Origin of the sequence: Mesorhizobium sp. B2-7-3, from assembly GCF_006440715.1 — a bacterium.
GTDB classification, from domain to species: domain Bacteria; phylum Pseudomonadota; class Alphaproteobacteria; order Rhizobiales; family Rhizobiaceae; genus Mesorhizobium; species Mesorhizobium australicum.
In genome coordinates this window covers 36,754-52,534 of the sequence record NZ_VFTY01000010.1, presented here as the reverse complement: position 1 = coordinate 52,534, position 15,781 = coordinate 36,754, and the positions used below count along the sequence as shown (strand labels likewise).

General features: G+C 62.0%; 20 protein-coding genes and 2 tRNA genes. 8 read left to right on the top strand and 14 right to left on the bottom strand.

Annotated features, from left to right (window positions below; genetic code table 11):
• Positions 1 to 7: 7 nt before the first annotated feature.
• From FJW04_RS21875 to FJW04_RS21850, 6 genes are all read right to left on the bottom strand, one after another.
• Positions 8 to 83 (bottom strand) — tRNA-Cys (locus tag FJW04_RS21875).
• Between the two features lie 149 nt (positions 84 to 232).
• Positions 233 to 637 (bottom strand): TadE/TadG family type IV pilus assembly protein, encoded by a 405-nt coding sequence (locus tag FJW04_RS21870; protein WP_140661131.1) that lies wholly within the window; start codon positions 635 to 637, stop codon positions 233 to 235.
• On the bottom strand, positions 627 to 1,067 hold the full coding sequence (locus FJW04_RS21865) for a TadE/TadG family type IV pilus assembly protein (RefSeq protein ID WP_140716654.1): 441 nt from the start codon (positions 1,065 to 1,067) through the stop codon (positions 627 to 629). The genes FJW04_RS21870 and FJW04_RS21865 overlap by 11 nt, the downstream gene beginning before the upstream one ends.
• A gap of 6 nt (positions 1,068 to 1,073) precedes the next feature.
• A complete protein-coding gene (locus FJW04_RS21860; RefSeq protein WP_015317561.1) occupies positions 1,074 to 2,315 on the bottom strand; it encodes a pilus assembly protein TadG-related protein in 1,242 nt (413 codons plus the stop codon).
• A 113-nt stretch (positions 2,316 to 2,428) separates the two neighbouring features.
• A complete protein-coding gene (locus FJW04_RS21855; RefSeq protein WP_140661130.1) occupies positions 2,429 to 2,692 on the bottom strand; it encodes a DUF6074 family protein in 264 nt (87 codons plus the stop codon).
• A 158-nt stretch (positions 2,693 to 2,850) separates the two neighbouring features.
• Positions 2,851 to 3,147 (bottom strand): DUF982 domain-containing protein, encoded by a 297-nt coding sequence (locus FJW04_RS21850; protein WP_015317559.1) that lies wholly within the window; start codon positions 3,145 to 3,147, stop codon positions 2,851 to 2,853.
• A 327-nt stretch (positions 3,148 to 3,474) separates the two neighbouring features.
• On the opposite strand from FJW04_RS21850, the gene map reads away from it, so the two are divergent.
• Entirely contained in the window at positions 3,475 to 4,302 is an 828-nt protein-coding gene (gene map / locus FJW04_RS21845) for a type I methionyl aminopeptidase (RefSeq protein WP_140716652.1), read from the top strand.
• Positions 4,303 to 4,394: 92 nt separating this feature from the next.
• On the opposite strand, the gene FJW04_RS21840 is transcribed toward map, so the two are convergent.
• On the bottom strand, positions 4,395 to 4,715 hold the full coding sequence (locus FJW04_RS21840; protein ID WP_140716650.1) for a hypothetical protein: 321 nt from the start codon (positions 4,713 to 4,715) through the stop codon (positions 4,395 to 4,397).
• A gap of 188 nt (positions 4,716 to 4,903) precedes the next feature.
• Between FJW04_RS21840 and radC the strand changes: the two genes are divergently transcribed.
• Positions 4,904 to 5,665, top strand: a complete 762-nt coding sequence (gene radC, locus FJW04_RS21835) for a DNA repair protein RadC (protein WP_140616103.1) — start codon at positions 4,904 to 4,906, stop codon at positions 5,663 to 5,665.
• 155 nt (positions 5,666 to 5,820) lie between these two features.
• On the opposite strand, the gene FJW04_RS21830 is transcribed toward radC, so the two are convergent.
• The gene (locus FJW04_RS21830) at positions 5,821 to 6,321 is read right to left on the bottom strand and encodes a hypothetical protein (RefSeq protein WP_224621970.1); all 501 of its coding nucleotides are present in this window, start codon (positions 6,319 to 6,321) and stop codon (positions 5,821 to 5,823) included.
• A gap of 175 nt (positions 6,322 to 6,496) precedes the next feature.
• On the bottom strand, positions 6,497 to 7,981 hold the full coding sequence (tig, locus tag FJW04_RS21825; RefSeq protein ID WP_140661129.1) for a trigger factor: 1,485 nt from the start codon (positions 7,979 to 7,981) through the stop codon (positions 6,497 to 6,499).
• Between the two features lie 360 nt (positions 7,982 to 8,341).
• Between tig and FJW04_RS21820 the strand changes: the two genes are divergently transcribed.
• Positions 8,342 to 8,424 (top strand) — tRNA-Leu (locus FJW04_RS21820).
• A gap of 112 nt (positions 8,425 to 8,536) precedes the next feature.
• Here FJW04_RS21820 and FJW04_RS21815 read toward each other — a convergent pair.
• Positions 8,537 to 9,121: a GDYXXLXY domain-containing protein gene (locus FJW04_RS21815; RefSeq protein WP_140661128.1), complete on the bottom strand. Its 585-nt coding sequence runs from the start codon at positions 9,119 to 9,121 to the stop codon at positions 8,537 to 8,539.
• Positions 9,118 to 10,236, bottom strand: coding sequence for a DUF2157 domain-containing protein (locus FJW04_RS21810; RefSeq protein WP_140716648.1), 1,119 nt, complete (start codon positions 10,234 to 10,236; stop codon positions 9,118 to 9,120). The genes FJW04_RS21815 and FJW04_RS21810 overlap by 4 nt, the downstream gene beginning before the upstream one ends.
• Positions 10,237 to 10,470: 234 nt before the next feature.
• On the opposite strand from FJW04_RS21810, the gene FJW04_RS21805 reads away from it, so the two are divergent.
• The 5 genes from FJW04_RS21805 to FJW04_RS21785 all read left to right on the top strand — a co-directional run bounded on the left by FJW04_RS21805 (position 10,471) and on the right by FJW04_RS21785 (position 13,455).
• On the top strand, positions 10,471 to 10,611 hold the full coding sequence (locus FJW04_RS21805) for a DUF1127 domain-containing protein (RefSeq protein WP_013531315.1): 141 nt from the start codon (positions 10,471 to 10,473) through the stop codon (positions 10,609 to 10,611).
• A gap of 49 nt (positions 10,612 to 10,660) precedes the next feature.
• The gene (locus tag FJW04_RS21800; protein ID WP_013531314.1) at positions 10,661 to 10,801 is read left to right on the top strand and encodes a DUF1127 domain-containing protein; all 141 of its coding nucleotides are present in this window, start codon (positions 10,661 to 10,663) and stop codon (positions 10,799 to 10,801) included.
• A 570-nt stretch (positions 10,802 to 11,371) separates the two neighbouring features.
• Positions 11,372 to 12,784 carry a methylenetetrahydrofolate--tRNA-(uracil(54)-C(5))-methyltransferase (FADH(2)-oxidizing) TrmFO gene (gene trmFO, locus FJW04_RS21795; protein WP_140661126.1) on the top strand — a complete coding sequence of 471 codons (1,413 nt, stop codon included), beginning with the start codon at positions 11,372 to 11,374 and terminating at the stop codon, positions 12,782 to 12,784.
• Positions 12,785 to 12,854: 70 nt separating this feature from the next.
• Complete coding sequence (locus FJW04_RS21790; protein ID WP_015317549.1) at positions 12,855 to 13,157, top strand: type II toxin-antitoxin system ParD family antitoxin; 303 nt, start codon at positions 12,855 to 12,857, stop codon at positions 13,155 to 13,157.
• Complete coding sequence (locus FJW04_RS21785) at positions 13,129 to 13,455, top strand: type II toxin-antitoxin system RelE/ParE family toxin (RefSeq protein WP_140661125.1); 327 nt, start codon at positions 13,129 to 13,131, stop codon at positions 13,453 to 13,455. Before FJW04_RS21790 ends, FJW04_RS21785 begins: the two co-directional genes overlap by 29 nt.
• Positions 13,456 to 13,463: 8 nt before the next feature.
• On the opposite strand, the gene FJW04_RS21780 is transcribed toward FJW04_RS21785, so the two are convergent.
• The 3 genes from FJW04_RS21780 to FJW04_RS21770 all read right to left on the bottom strand — a co-directional run bounded on the left by FJW04_RS21780 (position 13,464) and on the right by FJW04_RS21770 (position 15,781).
• A complete protein-coding gene (locus FJW04_RS21780) occupies positions 13,464 to 14,414 on the bottom strand; it encodes a sterol desaturase family protein (protein WP_181166278.1) in 951 nt (316 codons plus the stop codon).
• Positions 14,414 to 14,848, bottom strand: a complete 435-nt coding sequence (locus tag FJW04_RS21775) for a hypothetical protein (RefSeq protein ID WP_140716644.1) — start codon at positions 14,846 to 14,848, stop codon at positions 14,414 to 14,416. Before FJW04_RS21775 ends, FJW04_RS21780 begins: the two co-directional genes overlap by 1 nt.
• Before the next feature lie 84 nt (positions 14,849 to 14,932).
• Positions 14,933 to 15,781 carry a phytoene/squalene synthase family protein gene (locus tag FJW04_RS21770; RefSeq protein ID WP_181173023.1) on the bottom strand — a complete coding sequence of 283 codons (849 nt, stop codon included), beginning with the start codon at positions 15,779 to 15,781 and terminating at the stop codon, positions 14,933 to 14,935.

Below are 15,781 nucleotides of genomic sequence, written 5' to 3'. Positions count from 1 at the left end.
GGGATTTTGGAGGCCTCGCCTCGGAATCGAACCGAGGCTTCCGAGATTTGCAGTCTCTAGCGTAGCCGCTCCGCCACGAGGCCATACGTGCTTTCGTAAAGGGCAGGAGTTTAAAGACTCTTGATATCTTGGGTAAAAATTTCGGCAATCCCGCCCTGCAAAAGAGCCTGTTACTGGGCGGAATGGAACCGTTCCAAACGTCCTTCGCCGACATGGCAGGGACAGCCCACGTCTAGCTGCCGACCAGCGGCACGGTAACGGTCGTCGCATAATTGATCGGAAAGGCACTGAAGTACGGGAAGTCTATGACGAACGCATAGGCAGCGGTCAGGTGCGCCATGCGAAAGCCGCCGCTCACGGGATCGATGGCGATCGTGACGTTGACATCCTTCAGACCCAGCGCAAGCAGTTTCTGCGTCGCGATCGCCTGGATGTCGGCCTGAGTCAGCGTGTTGTTAAGCTGCAGGGACCGTGCGGACGCCTCCAGCGTGTACCGAACGCTTGAGGCCGAATTCATCGACCAGCCGAAGGCGAAGATTCCGAATAGCAGCATGATGAGGAACGGTGCGATCAGCGCGAATTCGAGCGCGGCTCCGCCCGATCGATCGGCCCTGAAGCCCCTCGCATTACCGAACACGGATCAACTCCTGGTGGCCGATCGTGCTGGGGGCGGAAAAGACGCCGAAGGTGAAGGGCGGGGTCCAGGTGGCCGATGCCTGGATCTGAACAAAGACCGCCGACAACTTCGGTCCGCTGCACAGCGTCGAGGCGTCGACCACCGTCGTCCCGCATTTGTGGATCCGGCTCAGCGTGACCTGTCCGTCGTCCGGCCGCTTCTCCCAGCTCGAAAGGGCAACGGCCTGCGTTGCCGCATCGTCAGTCGACCCAGCCAGCACCAGGTTTGCCGCTGTCTTGACGCCGGCGCGCATCGACAGTGAGCTCGTGACGTATGACCAGCCGTCGACGATGCCGAGCAGCGCCAGGCACAGGAAGGGCAGCACCATCGCGAACTCAACGGCCGCAGCGCCTACCTCATCTTTAAGAATTGAGTACGATCGGCGATCCACGGAAGGTTACTCGACCAGCATCACGGACTGCGCGGCGAAAATATCGCCCATTCCCAGGCTCGTGCAATCCTGATTGATGGTCGCGTTGCCGGACCATTGGATCATGTCGGCGACAACCTGAGTGCACCCGCTTTTGCCGGAGAAATTCCCGAGATAGTTTACCTGCTGCCTGGGGAAGTAGAGCGCGCCGGTCAGCAGCGAGGTTGCCGTGCCGTTAAAGGTACTCTGTCCGCCGGTGGCCGTTCTGTCGCCATACATCAGCACGCCCGAGTAACTGCCGGACGTCGGCGCGCTCAGATTGACCGTGGCGTTGCCGTTCATCGACACACGCGAGGCGCCGGCGAGGTAGATGGTGACGCCGTCACCGAAGACGTTGGCGTTCGCATTCACTTTGAAATCGCCCCCCTGGACGACGTAGACCCCAGGCGAAAGGGTGACATCGCCGCTGAGGCTGAGTCCACTGCAGTAGGTCCCCGGCTGGATCGTTTGCGTCGTCTTGTTGCCATTGATATTCTTGCAGGGGTTCGAGGCCGCCGGGGCCGGCAAGCCGGCAAATGGATCCGCGGCAGGCAGCGCCTGGGTGATCGGGGCCGCGCAAACGGTGGTGACGGGATTGCTGAGAGAGACGCCGCCCGCCGTTATCAGACAATCGGCCTGGAGACCCGCCGATCCCTGAAGCTTGATGGCATCCGAGGCGATCGAATTGGCCATCACCGAGCAGCCGGTGAACTTCACGCCGGTGTTGCCTGAAAACAGGGCAGCCTGCGAGGCGGTCGGATCGAGCGCGAGTATGCAGGCCTTCGAAGCATTGGTGATGAGGGCCACGGCCCTCGCCTGTTCTGGAACCTGGGTCTGAGTGAAGATCAGGGTGAACATCCGATCGAGCTTTTGGCCGACGATCACCTCAACCGCTTTCTTGGCCGTGTTCGGTCCGGACGCGGGCGGCGTATTGACGACGATCGTGCCTGCGCCAAGCCCATTCGTCGCGGCCGACTGGGTCGCCGCCGCGACGATCGTCGGCGTATCGGAACCCGAGATCTGCTCCAGCGCGCCGGCATAGGCCGCGGCATCCGCCGTGGCCTGCAGTCTCAAGCTGTTATAGTACCAATAGGAGGTTTCCACGCCAAAACCCGCCGCACCGACAACGATCGGCAGGGTGAGGGCAAAGATGGTGGCGACGTTCGCGGCTCTGCTGCGACCTATGCCAGCCGCCGTCAGCCGTATCCGGGTGAAGCAGTTGAATACCATGATCAATTAGAAAGCACGCATATATGAACGAATGGCTAAAACTTAGGCTCATTTTCGATCAGGGGTGCCATTGTTTGATCGGAGATGCCATCGTCTGATCGGCGTCCGCCGCTTCAGGCGGAAAGAACTGGCACGGACTCACTGTTCGACTCAGCCAACAATTCTCTTTGCACGGCCAGGAAGAACCTGCGCACTTCGTCGCTGGCTGCCGTTCTGTCCCTGCCCGTCCCGACAACGAGATCGAGCAACTCCGTCGCTTTTGCCTTCCAGAACGAGGTGGCGGTCTCGCCATGCAGATTGCCGAGCTTGGCGGCAACTTCCCTGACCAAGAATAGCTGACGATCGATCGGGAACGCACGGACTTTTTCTGGGTACATCTTCCGAACCATGAAACTGACGCAACGAATCAACCATTGCCGAACAAGCAATGGCTAACAGCGAAGGTGGAAACGGAAGCTTAACGGTGACCGGCCGATGCGTCGCGCACGCGAATTGTCATGTACTTTCGAACCCGAACTGGTTCACCCGGCGGCCCTCAGGCCGGCAGTGCTCTCGCCTCGCCGCCGCGCTTGCGCGGCACCATCATGTCGCCGGCCATCAGTCCGGTGACACGGCAGAACGCCATGAACGCCCGGCAGGCGTCTTCGGTCTCGACCACATCCACCGTGGCACCGAAACAGGCATTGAAGGCTTTCTGATACACCGGCCCCTGCCGGCGTGCCGGCCAATCCTGCAGAAAATCGAGCGCCTGCTCGACGCTGTAGATTTCCTCGACGGGCAAGCCGGGGCCTGGTGCGATGCGCACCGGCACCTCGAATTGCAATCTGTCCATTCGACATCTCCCGAACCGGCATCGCCCAAGCAACGCCGTTCGTCGTCAAAAGTTGCTTCGTTCGTTTTGTGCCACGGAAATGTGTCGTCACTGCGGAAAGTCGCCGCTTTGCTGCAGCGGCAAAGGCAAAGCCTGCCGGCACCAGGCGGCCCGGCAGTGGAAAGCAACGCCGCGAAAAAACGGGAAAGCATTGCCTCGGCAAGCGAATATCCGGGCGGCTGAGACCGCATCAGGCAGTTCTTCCTTGAACCTTTCGCCCCCAAGTGCCAAATCTGGTGGCACTTACGCGTCTCACTCCTGCCGCGCGCCACCTTCTATATGGACAAAATGGTCACCTATCTCGACGCCGCCACTGCACCGCTCAGAAACACCGGCCAGATCCGCCTCTATGGCGAGGAAGGCTTTGCCGGCATGCGCAAGGCATGCGACCTCACCGCGCGCTGCCTGGACGAGCTGGTGCCAATGGTCGGTCCCGGCGTCACCACGGACACGATCGACCGTTTCGTCTTCGAGTTCGGCATGGACAACGGCGCGCTGCCGGCCACACTCAACTATCGCGGTTACACGAAATCGTCCTGCACCTCGATCAACCATGTCGTCTGTCACGGCATTCCCGACAACAAGCCGCTGAAGGATGGCGATATCGTCAACATCGACGTGACCTACATCCTCGATGGCTGGCACGGCGATTCCTCGCGCATGTATCCGGTCGGCACGATCAAGCGCGCCGCCGAACGCCTGCTCGAGGTCACCCATGAGTGTCTGATGCGCGGCATCGCCGCGGTCAGGCCGGGCGCGCGCACCGGCGCCATCGGCGCCGCCATCCAGACCTACGCCGAAGCGGAGCGCTGCTCCGTGGTGCGCGACTTCTGCGGCCACGGTGTCGGCCAGCTGTTCCATGATGCCCCCAACATCCTGCATTATGGCAGCGCCAATGAAGGCGTGGAAATGCGCGCCGGCATGATCTTCACCATCGAACCGATGATCAATCTTGGCCGGCCGCATGTGAAAGTCCTGTCGGACGGCTGGACGGCGGTGACGCGCGATCGCTCGCTGTCGGCGCAGTATGAGCACACGATCGGCGTGACCGACACCGGCTGCGAGATTTTCACGCTGTCGCCCAAAAAGCTCGACCGCCCCGGCCTGCCGATTTAGGACGCCGTGGCGAGGGTCTTGAATAGCGGCCTATTTCCAGTGTTTGCGCGGCCGCCAGTCTTCGTCCTCATTCATATCTCGTAGCCAGCGCATTATTGCCCGGCAACTGCGCGGACGGCCATCGCTAACCCTGCCATTGATGCAGGGATCGTAGCGTTCGCGCCGGTAATTGTCGTGCCGTTCCCGATAACGCTCCCGGCGGTCCAGCATGCGCAGGAGCTCCCGGCAGTTAACGGCTGGCCGTCGCTGTAACGGCCGTCTGTGCAGGGATCATCGTATTGGATGAAATGGATCGGGAGGTTCTGATCAGAGCGGCTACCGGCGGGTACGGCATCGATCACCAGGGCAGCCATTGCAGGGCTGAAGCTCAGAAGCAGCCCGGCAGACAGCAGGATACGAACGAGGCTGGGCATCTTGGTTCTCCGATGCGGGGCCATCAATGGCGATGCCGTGAGCTTGCGCGACCCCCATTGCCGCAACATTGCGTCGAGGTCGGTGGCTAACTTATTCCTTGCCGCCGAAAAGACCTCGACCGCCCCCGCCCGCCGTCCTAGTGTTTCGCGGGGATCAGCGATCATTGCTCGGGCTGGATGGGCGGCACATGGCGACACAGGGCGATGACGACGAGCGGAGTTTCTTCTCCGAGGTGCCAGTGCGGCAAGCCACGAAGGCCAGACAGGCTCCCGCCGAAAAGCCTCACTATCTCGGCCACCGTGATCGTCTGCGCGAGCGCTTTGCCTCGGCCGGCCCGGATGCCTTGCCCGACTATGAACTGCTGGAACTCCTGCTTTTCCGCCTGATCCCGCGCGCCGACACCAAGCCGGTCGCGAAGGCGCTGCTGGCCCGCTTCGGCACGTTGGCCGAAGTGCTCGGCGCGCCCGTCGGCCTATTGCAGGAGGTCACGGGCATCGGCCCGACCGTGGCGCTCGAGCTGAAGGTCATCGCGGCGACCGCCCAGCGCATGGCGCGCGGCGAGGTTCAGGGCCGCGAAATCCTCTCGTCATGGCAGCAGCTCCTCGACTATTGCCGCTCGGCCATGGCGTTCGAGGCGCGCGAGCAGTTCCGCATCCTTTTCCTCGACAAGAAGAACGCGCTGATATCAGACGAGGTGCAGCAGACAGGCACGGTCGACCACACGCCCGTCTATCCCAGGGAAGTGGTCAAGCGCGCGCTCGAACTGTCGGCCACCGCGATCATCCTGGTCCACAATCACCCCTCCGGCGACCCGACGCCGTCGCGTGCCGATATCGAGATGACGAAAGAGATCATCGAAGCCGCCAAGCGGCTGGGCATTTCCGTGCATGACCACATCATCATCGGGCGAAAGGGCTATTCCAGCATGAAGGGCCTGCTGCTGATCTAGGTCTTGTATTCGCGAGACGGCAACGCCACGGCGCTGGCGATTATCCTGGCCGGAATTTGAAATCATTCAATTGTGGAAAGAACGATGCTGATGCCGCGCACTCGCGGATCAATCTTCCAGTGGCAACAGCCCAAAAGATCGCCACTCTTCTAAAATCAAGGCCGATCGGTCTTGCAGCTGCCGGCAATCTGGCTGACCGCCTCGTCGAAGCCGGCGAGGTCGAAATCGGCTTGGCCACGCCCCGACAACAATCCGAAGCGCCATGACAGCAGCAGGCGGTTTGCCGGAACGAGGCGCTTGATGCCATCGGCGCCGTCGCGCATCAGCTGCCTGCCGCGCGTGCCGACGGACCAGCTCTCGTCAAATTTGCCGGCGCCGTCGATGGTCACCGACATGGTGATTTTCCGGCTTGCGGAGACCGCGTCGTTCAATTGCAGCCATTCGGTCCAGGCCGGCTCGCCGTCAGCCCGGCAAGCGATGGTCAGCACCGGGCTGTAGCTCAGCGCGCCGCCTCCGGTGATCAGTTTGTTGGTGGCATAGACCGACGCCGTGACGAGGCCGTCATTGGCCGTGTCAAAACGCCAATTGTCCGTACCGGCCCCGGCAGCGCCGCAGGCCAAGGCAAGGAAAAGCACCGTGGCGGCAGCGCGCCTCATTCCCACGAACACCCCCAACGACATCACCAATTACCTCTGGTCTTCCAACCAACCAGATAATGATCAAGGCTTCGTATCGCCACCGGTGCCCATCAGGAACGAATCCGATGTTGCAGTTTGGCAACGAAAAAGGCCGCCCGGAGGCGGCCTTTCGGAATTCACTGCAATGGGTGGCCTATTCGGCGTCCTTGGCGGCCTTCTTTTTCGGCGCGGCCTTTTTCTTCGGCTCTTCCGTCTCGTCAGCGGCATCGCTTGCCTTGGCTTCGGCCTTCTTCGACGCGGCTTTCTTGGCCGGCTTCGCCTTGGCCTTGGTCTCGTCTTCCTCGTCGTCGGCCATCAGCTCTTCCTTGCTGACCTTGACGTCGGTGACCGAGATCTGTTCGAGCAGGTGGTCGACAACCTTCTCCTCGAACATCGGCGCCCTGAGCGCGTTGAGCGCCTCGGGATTGCTGCGATAGAACTCGAAGGCTTCCTGCTGCTGGTTGGCCGGGAAGCGGCGAACCTGCTCGAACAGGCCGCGTTGCAGTTCCTCGTCCGAAACCGTGACGCCGGCCTTCTCGCCGATCTCGGCCAGCACCAGGCCAAGGCGCACGCGGCGCTCGGCAAGGCGCATGTATTCGGCGCGCGCATCTTCCTCGGTCGTCTCTTCGTCGGCGAAGGTGCGGCCGGCGGCTTCCAGGTCGCGGTTGACCTGCGCCCAGATGTTGTTGAACTCGGCTTCGACGAGCTTCGACGGCGCTTCGAACGAATAGGCCGCATCGAGCTGATCGAGCAGCTGGCGCTTGACCTTCTGGCGCGTCATCGAACCGAACTGGTTCTCGATCTGGCCGCGCACGATGTCACGCAGGCGCTCGAGCGATTCCAGGCCAAGGTTCTTGGCGGTCTCGTCGTTGATTTCGAGCTCGCCGGGCTTCGACACTTCCTTGACGGTGACCTCGAAGGTCGCTTCCTTGCCGGCCAGATGCGCCGCCTGGTAGTTTTCCGGGAAGGTCACGGTGATCTGCTTCTCGTCACCGGCCTTGGCGCCGATCAGTTGATCCTCGAAGCCCGGAATGAACTCCTTGGAGCCCAGCACCAGCGGCTGGTCGTTGCCGGCGCCGCCAGCGAAAGCCTCGCCGTCGATCTTGCCGACATAGTCGATCGTGACGCGGTCGCCTTCGGCGGCCTTGCCGGTCTTCGGCTCGTAGCTGCGCGCCGATTCGGCGACGCGCTTGACCTGGTCGTCGATTTCCGAATCCGGAACGTCGAACACCTGGCGCGTCACCTTGATGTCGGAGAAATCCTTGATCTCGATCGCCGGAATGACCTCATAGTTGAGGCGGAACTCGAAGTCGGCGCCGCCGGCCAGGATCTTCTCGGCTTCTTTCTCGTCCTCGGTCATGATGACCTCAGGCTGCATGGCGGCCTTTTCGCCGCGCCCGGTGATGATCGAGCGGGTCGAGTCGTTGAGGATCTCGTTGACCACTTCGGCCATGAACGACTTGCCATAGACCTTGCGCAGGTGCTGCACCGGCACCTTGCCCGGACGGAAGCCGTTGATGCGGACCTTGTTGCGGGCGTCCGACAGCCGCGCCATCAGCTTGGCTTCCATATCACCGGCCGGCACGGTGATCTTGATCTCGCGCTTGAGACCGGAATTGAGAGTTTCGGTGACCTGCATCGTAAAACCTTTGTTTTCACCAATGAGGCTGCCAAACGGCTCCCTGCCGTTCACAGCCTGCCGGTAATTCTTGCCGGGAATGGCTTTTGGTACGGAACCTGGCGATTTGACCGGAAATACGGCTCAAACTCTCCCAAACTGCGTTCCAAAATGTGAATAAGTTCTTGTTTTTCCTACTTCTTATCACATCTTGTAGAAGCGGATCGTCGCGTTCCGTCACATTTGACACGCCTTTTGTCACAGGCGAGCCTAATTTTCAACAGTCTTCGCGTTTAGGCGAATAACCAACATTCCGGCCCTGAGCCGACATCTTGTCTCCGACATTGACAGAATGATGGCTACATGGGATTGCCGGGCCACGCGGGTATGGCGGAACTGGTAGACGCACCAGATTTAGGTTCTGGCGAGAGATCGTGGGGGTTCGAGTCCCTCTACCCGCACCACTTTTTCGCGCTTTGAGCGTCGGGTGGCAGGCCACCCGACGCTCGCTAGACGAAGGAGCGTCCTGCGAAACCTGGCGAAGAGGACCGGCGTCGTTATCGCGCGTCCCACGGTCTAATAAAGCGGCTCCTCGAAAAGCGTCTTGTCGCCATCCATCAGCGCCTTGATCTGCGCCGTGCCGTCGGCGGCGAGCGCCAGCTTGATCCCGAACGGGCGCACCCGCATGTCGCTCTGGATCGCCATCCCCTCGCCTTCGGGCAGATAGAAGCGCTCGATGCCGTAATCCGGCGCGATCGTCATGCCTTCGCCGCGAAGATCCCAACCTGCGGCGACATGGCCCGAAATGTCGGCTTCGTCCGCGGCGGCCGGCGTCGGTGCCGTGCCGAACCAGGCGGCGGTCGGCGTCCAGTAGCCGTCGGCGCCCTTCTTCAGCCGGACCACGATCGAGGTGTCGTCGCTGGACTGTTTGTCGGACGCAATGTTGGCGATCATTTTCACCGGTATGCGCGAGATGTCATAGCCGAGGACGATATAGTCGCCGCGCAGCAAGTCGCGCGGATCGACTGGTTGGATCTTCAGCAGCACTTCCTTGCCGTTACGCAGGATCGCCGCACGGCTGGCAATGATCCAACTGAGAAAACCGAGTTGGACGAGCGCCAGCACCAGCGCCGAGATGACAAGCCTCTTCCCGGTCATCATGCCGTGGCTCCCCCAATGGCCGGACCCTTCATGCGTTTTTCGACGCGGATGATGACGATCGCAAGCACGCCCTGCAGCAGCGCGGCGGCGAGGAAGAAGCCGGCGGTGTCGAGCATCGACTGAAGCGTCACGACATAAATGATGGCGAGTTCGAAGGCGAAGCCGAGATAGGCCAGCCAGCGCAGCCCGCGGCTCTCACGGCCTGCGAACACGACAGCCGCGACGATGCCGGCCAATGCGACGACCGAAGCGATGACGAAACCGCTGTTGTAGGTGCTCTCGTCAGCCAGTTCGAACTGGATGATGGCCAGGCCGGTGAGGAAGCCGAGCAGCGCGTGTAGGGGCAAACGACCGCCGAGTTGCACGATCCTGTCGACCGGTTCCGGCGCAAGAACGGCAGCTGCGAAAAGCGCGACGGAGACGATGACCAGAGGGATCGCTACCGGCAGTGTCGCGTGATCCATGGCCAGGAGCACCAAATAGAAAAGCAGCGACAGGATGATCAGATGCCGCGCCGGCTGGCTGCGGGTCCAGAACGATACGGCAAACAGCACCACCGCCATGACGATGAAGGCGTGCGGAAACTCGCTACGGCTGTAATAGTCGAACCCTTTCAGGAACAGCCAGGCATCGGCGATACCGATCGCTGTCACGGTCAGCGCGTTGGAGCGCAGCGCCACGGCCGCCAATGCCGTGCCGGCGCCCCAGGTGACCAGGGCGGAAGCCTCGTCGCCGGACAAATGGTACATCTGCCCGATCAGCGCGATCGAAGCGCCGAACGCGGCCGCCGCCACGACCCACAGGGCTTCGCCGATCGCCGCATGGTCGCGCGTCTTCAGCACCGCCCCGCCGACATAGCCGCCAAGGATAACGGCGAACAGCGCGGCCACCCGTGCCAGCCGCGGGATCGCTTCCCAATTGGCGGCGACGAAGATCAGGATGGCCGCTCCAAAGAGCAGGGCTGCCATCATCGCGAGGATCGAGCCGAAGCTGAGCGACTGGCGGCCGTTGGCGTCGACGTCACGGGTCAGGGAATCGGCTGTGGCGGCGTCGATCAGGCCTGCCTGCCGCCACCGCGCGATATCGGACCTTAGTCGTGATGAATAGCCCGCCATTCCCCTTCTCCCCCAGTTGGTCTTTTTTCAGCCGATCAGCCCAAACCGTTGACGTCACGGCACTTTCTGATTCTGGCTTCTTTGTGTCGGGTCGGTGAAACCGCGTTAATGTTGCATTGCACAATTTGCATTGCTGCCATGCAGCCATAGCGCTTTTAAATCGATATGGGTCCCCCTACTTATGGTTCGTACACAAACGGAATGATCCGCAAGAAAGACGAAACGAGAACTACCATGAACCTGATCCGCAACTACCGCAACTGGCGCCGCTACCGGGACACCGTCTCCGAGCTGAGCCGCCTGAGCAACCGTGAACTGACCGACCTCGGCATCAGCCGCAGCGACATCCCTTACGTCGCTCGCAAGGCGGTCTAATCCTTCGGGCCGCAAATGGTCCGAACCAGTTTTGAAAAAGAGAACGACAATGAACTTGATCCGCAACTATCGTAACTGGCGCGTTTATCGCGAGACGGTTACCGAGCTGGGTCGCCTTTCGAACCGCCAGCTGCATGATCTCGGTATCGTCCGCGACGAAATCAAGATCATCGCCCGCCAGGCGATCTAACCAAGGAATTTCGCTGGGGTCGACCTCCTCCCCGACCCAAGCGAAATTCGGTCCGCCCTTACCTCTCCCAAGGGTTGACCATCAAAACGGCGCCCGCCGCACCTCCTCCCGCGGCGGGCGTTGTTTCCCCGGGGCAAAAGGATTTTGCCCCAGAGGTTTCGCCCTCTCTAAAAATGCGAAGAGAATTTCGTCTGAGCCGACCTCCTCCCCGGCGATGACGAATAGGCCCAACCTTCACCTCCTCCCGAAGGTTGGCCACCCAAACGGCGCCCGCCGCACCTCCTCCCGCGGCGGGCGCTGTTTCCCCGGGACAAACGAATTTTACCCCAGAGGTTTCGCCCTCTCTAAAAATGCGAAGAGAATTTCGTCTGAGCCGACCTCCTCCCCGGCGATGATGAATACGGTCGGCCTTCACCTCCTCCTGAGGGTCGACCCCCAAAACGACACCCGCCGGACCTCCTCCCCCGGCGGGTGTCGTTGTATTCAGGGGCAGGTGTTCCCGACCAGGCGTTTCGCGTTACCGCCACGCGACAATTGCAATCGCCGCGGCAAGCGATTATTCCGGCGGCCATGAGCAAAAATCCAATCCATATCATCGGCGGCGGCCTCGCCGGTTCCGAAGCGGCATGGCAGGCGGCCGAGGCCGGTGTTCCCGTCATCCTGCATGAAATGCGCCCGGTTCGCGGCACCGATGCCCACAAGACCGATGGCCTGGCCGAACTCGTCTGTTCCAATTCCTTCCGCTCCGACGACGCCGAAAACAACGCCGTCGGCCTGCTGCATGCCGAAATGCGGCTGGCCGGCTCGCTGATCATGAGCGCCGGCGACGCCAACCAGGTGCCGGCAGGCGGCGCGCTGGCCGTCGACCGCGATGGTTTTTCCGACGCAGTGACGAAAAAGCTCGAGGCACATCCGCTGATCACCATCGAGCGCGAGGAAGTTCCCGGCCTGCCGCCGGCGGAGTGGGACCAGGCGATCATCGCCACCGGGCCGCTGACCGCGCCGTCGCTTGCCCAGTCGATCGCCGAAGCGACCGGCGCCGATGCGCTCGCTTTCTTCGATGCCATCGCGCCGATCATCCATTTCGACACGATCGACATGGATACCTGCTGGTTCCAGTCGCGCTACGACAAGGTCGGGCCTGGCGGCACCGGCAAGGATTATATCAACTGTCCCATGGACAAGGATCAGTACCTCGCCTTCGTGCAGGCGCTGGTCGACGGCCAGAAGACCGAGTTCAAGCAATGGGAAGGCACGCCCTATTTCGACGGGTGCCTGCCGATCGAGATCATGGCCGAACGCGGCGTCGAGACGCTGCGCTACGGACCGATGAAGCCGATGGGCCTCACCAATGCGCACAATCCGACGGTGAAGGCCTATGCGGTCGTCCAGTTGCGGCAGGACAATGCGCTGGGCACGCTCTACAACATGGTCGGCTTTCAGACCAAGCTGAAGCACGCCGAACAGGTGCGCGTGTTCCGCACCATTCCGGGCCTCGAAAACGCCGACTTCGCCCGCCTTGGCGGCCTGCACCGCAACACCTACATCAACTCGCCGACCTTGCTGGACGCCTCGCTGCAGCTGAAGTCGCGACCCGGCCTGCGCTTCGCCGGCCAGATCACCGGCTGCGAAGGCTATGTCGAGAGCGCCGCCATCGGCCTGCTCGCCGGGCGCTTCGCCGCGGCCGAGCGGCTCGGCCATGCACCATCGCTACCGCCGCTTACCACCGCCTTCGGCGCGCTGCTCAACCACATCACCGGTGGCCACATCGTTTCCGACGACGAGCCGGGCAAACGCTCTTTCCAGCCGATGAACGTCAATTTCGGCCTGTTCCCGCCGGTCGAGGCGCCGAAGAGCGAGGGCAAGCGCATGCGCGGCAAGGACAAGACCGTCGCCAAGCGCCACGCCATCACCTCGCGTGCCCTGCAAGACTGCCGTGAATGGCTGGGTGTGCCGGCGCAGACGGCTGAGGCTGCCGAATAAGCTCGCGGCCTGATGGACGCTCGGCGTAAAGTAGGATACTATCCTACTTTACGCCGAGCGGAGCCGTTCCATGGAAGCAGCCGAGAAACTATCCGTCACCGTCACACCCGCGATGGCACGCATGATCCGCGAAAGAGTCGAGGACGGTTCGTTCGGCTCGGCCAGCGAGGTTATCCGCGCAGCTCTTCGCGCTTTCCAACGCGAAGAAGAGGAACACGCCGAGCGCATGGCCTCGATCAGGGCGCGTGTGAAGGCGTCGATCGAGGATACGAGACCCGCCGTTCCGCTCAATGAGGCAATCGACAGAGTAAAGAACCGCATTTCGCAACTGGCGCGAGACAATGATGATTCAGCGTCTCGCCGTCGTTCTTAGCGAAGGAGCTATATCCGACCTTGAGGCTATCGCCGCCTATGTGCTTGAGAGCAGCGGAAGCGAAAGCATCACCAACGGTTTCGTTGACCGGATCAAGGAACGCTGCCTGGGCGTTGGAAACGTCCCTCGTGGCGGTCGCCCGCGTGATGACATCGCGCCGGGACTGAGGACGGTTCCTTTCGAACACTCCGCTGTTATAGCCTACGTGGTCGAAAGCGATGTCGTTCACATCGTCAACATCTTCTACGGCGGCCGCGACTACGAAGCGCTGATGCGCGATAGCGACAAGCCCTCTTGATCGGACAGCTACTCGGCCGGCTCGGCGGTCGCTAACGGCAAGCCTGGCTTGCCCGCCTCCGCAGGATTTCGCCTGACATAAGCAGCCTTCAGCGTCTCCGAAGTTTCGCGTGAGCCGTCATGGCTCCAGCCTGGTGGCTTGATCAGGTAGTTCAGTCGCTCGCTCACTGTCAGCCCCGGCGCGAAGGCATCCCTGAACATGCCGATCCATTCGTGGAACGCCACTTTCAGCGGATTGAAAGTGCCGAGATTTTTCACGATTCCGTAGCGCGGGCGGTCCTCTTCCAACTCCTCGACAAAGGTACCGAACATGCGGTCCCATATGATCAGCGTGCCCGCATAGTTGGCGTCGAGATAGCGCGGGTTGGTGGCGTGGTGGACGCGGTGGTGCGAGGGCGTGTTGAAGATGAACTCGAACCAGTTCCACATTTTGCCGATCGTCTCGGTGTGGATCCAGAACTGCCAGACCAGGTTGAAACCGAAGGTGAAGGCAATCACCGCCGGATGGAAGCCGAGCAGCACCAGCGGCGCCTGCAGCACGAACATGAAGGTGAACAGGCCGGTCCAGCTTTGCCTGAGCGCCGTCGACAAATTGTAGTGCTGGCTGGAATGGTGGTTGACGTGCTCCGCCCACACCCAGCGCACCCGGTGCGCGATGCGGTGGTAGACGTAGTAGCGCAGGTCATCGAGCAGGAAGGCCGCCAGGAACACCCAAACCGACAGGCCGAGATTGAAGACCCGGAACTGCCATAGCCACAACAGCGCCCAGTAGGACACGACGCCGAGCAGCAGCCCGGCGACGACATTGCCGGTGCCCATCATCAGGCTGGTCAGCGTGTCGCGGGTCTCGAACGAGCCCTTGGCGCGACCGGTCCGCACCAGCCAGAGCTCGATCAGGATCGCGGCGACGAAAAACGGAATGGCCAGTTGGGTGACCTGCGGAAACTCATAGCTGTCCATCACGCTGCCTCCTTCGCGGAACTCGTGTCTCGCGGCCCAAGAGCGTTCAGCAAGGCCTGCACGTCGGCGGCGTTGGCGAAGCGGAAGCGGCCGCCCGTCCAAGTGAAGTCCGTCAGCCGCAGGTGGATCGTGTTCGTCTCGTCGGTTTTGGACACAACGGCGTCCCGAGGCGTTACGACGCGGGTCAGAAAGCAGTCGCCGATACCGTGGACGATGCCCGTGCGGCCATGGGCAAGATCGAGAAAAGCGGATCGGCTGTCCGCGGTTAGTCGAACCGCGGTCACAATCTCGTCGGGAAAGTCCTCTGCGAAACGGCCCGTGGCTTGATCCGCGCCGGTCAGAGTGACCATATTGCTGCCGCCGGTGAAATGCACGGCGGCTACCGACAGCGCGATGCCCAGAACGACGATCACGACCAGCACGGGCAAGCTCATGAACGGGAATCTCCTCCGGGCCAGCCTGTCGTCTTAGGCGACAGTTCTCGGCAGGCGGACTTCTTAACACGATTGACGTTTACGTCAATGTGTCGGCCAGCCCTTGCCCGCATGGCGCAACAGCAGCCAGTGCCGGCGCAACGCCGACAGCCGTGCCACGCCCCCGAGCGGGGTCCGGCGCGAGCCTTCCATCTTGTCGAGATAAGCGCGTGACAGCGCCAGCGGCAGGAATGCCGGACGCAACGACCCCGGCAGCGCGGCGGCACCCCGCTCGAAGGCGGAAAGATGTTCGCGCGCCAGCGAGATCATCGCGGCCACGGCGCGCTGGGCGCCAGGACCGCCATCGCCGGCAATAAACTCTTCCGGCGACGAGCCCGCGGCCGCCAGGATGTCAGCCGGGACAAAACACTGCCCGCGCCCGCGGTGCAGCGGCAACAGAAGCAAAAGGCCCGTCATTGCCTGCGCGCAACCTGCCCTGCCCGCCAGTTCGGCGAACCTTGGCGCCTCGACAGGATCGAGCACCATTGCCGCAAGCTGGATCAGCGCGGCTGCCGTCTCGCCGCAATAGCCTTCCAGATCGGTGCGCGACGGCATCGGATCGTCGTAGAGATCGAAAATGCGTGCTTCGAGCATGTTCTCAAAGGCCAGTTTCGGCAGCTTGAACGCCGCAATGGTGGTGTTCAAGGCTTCGGCAACGGGATGGCCCGCGCCCGCCTCGCCGCCGGCGGCGATGACATCGCGCCACCATTGCAGCCGGACCTCCCCGGGCAAAGGCTCATGGATGCGGTCACGAATGCCTGATATCTCGGCATTGAATGCGTACAGCGAAAACAGCGCCTTGCGCTTGTCGGCCGGCGCGTAGAGCGCGGTGAGATACCGATCATGGTCGGCGACGCGCACCGCATCCATGACGATTTCAGTATTCTGCGACAT

Coding starts and splice junctions, on each gene's coding strand:
- FJW04_RS21810 (WP_140716648.1), bottom strand. CDS start 10,236: ATGGCGGGCTATTCATCACGACTAAGGTCCGATATCGCGCGGTGGCGG.
- trmFO (WP_140661126.1), top strand. CDS start 11,372: ATGAGCAAAAATCCAATCCATATCATCGGCGGCGGCCTCGCCGGTTCC.
- radC (WP_140616103.1), top strand. CDS start 4,904: ATGGCGACACAGGGCGATGACGACGAGCGGAGTTTCTTCTCCGAGGTG.
- FJW04_RS21770 (WP_181173023.1), bottom strand. CDS start 15,781: ATGTCGCAGAATACTGAAATCGTCATGGATGCGGTGCGCGTCGCCGAC.
- FJW04_RS21855 (WP_140661130.1), bottom strand. CDS start 2,692: ATGTACCCAGAAAAAGTCCGTGCGTTCCCGATCGATCGTCAGCTATTC.
- FJW04_RS21860 (WP_015317561.1), bottom strand. CDS start 2,315: ATGGTATTCAACTGCTTCACCCGGATACGGCTGACGGCGGCTGGCATA.
- FJW04_RS21805 (WP_013531315.1), top strand. CDS start 10,471: ATGAACCTGATCCGCAACTACCGCAACTGGCGCCGCTACCGGGACACC.
- FJW04_RS21815 (WP_140661128.1), bottom strand. CDS start 9,121: ATGATGACCGGGAAGAGGCTTGTCATCTCGGCGCTGGTGCTGGCGCTC.
- FJW04_RS21785 (WP_140661125.1), top strand. CDS start 13,129: ATGATTCAGCGTCTCGCCGTCGTTCTTAGCGAAGGAGCTATATCCGAC.
- map (WP_140716652.1), top strand. CDS start 3,475: ATGGTCACCTATCTCGACGCCGCCACTGCACCGCTCAGAAACACCGGC.
- FJW04_RS21830 (WP_224621970.1), bottom strand. CDS start 6,321: ATGAGGCGCGCTGCCGCCACGGTGCTTTTCCTTGCCTTGGCCTGCGGC.
- FJW04_RS21775 (WP_140716644.1), bottom strand. CDS start 14,848: ATGAGCTTGCCCGTGCTGGTCGTGATCGTCGTTCTGGGCATCGCGCTG.
- FJW04_RS21850 (WP_015317559.1), bottom strand. CDS start 3,147: ATGGACAGATTGCAATTCGAGGTGCCGGTGCGCATCGCACCAGGCCCC.
- FJW04_RS21780 (WP_181166278.1), bottom strand. CDS start 14,414: ATGGACAGCTATGAGTTTCCGCAGGTCACCCAACTGGCCATTCCGTTT.
- tig (WP_140661129.1), bottom strand. CDS start 7,981: ATGCAGGTCACCGAAACTCTCAATTCCGGTCTCAAGCGCGAGATCAAG.
- FJW04_RS21840 (WP_140716650.1), bottom strand. CDS start 4,715: ATGCCCAGCCTCGTTCGTATCCTGCTGTCTGCCGGGCTGCTTCTGAGC.
- FJW04_RS21800 (WP_013531314.1), top strand. CDS start 10,661: ATGAACTTGATCCGCAACTATCGTAACTGGCGCGTTTATCGCGAGACG.
- FJW04_RS21790 (WP_015317549.1), top strand. CDS start 12,855: ATGGAAGCAGCCGAGAAACTATCCGTCACCGTCACACCCGCGATGGCA.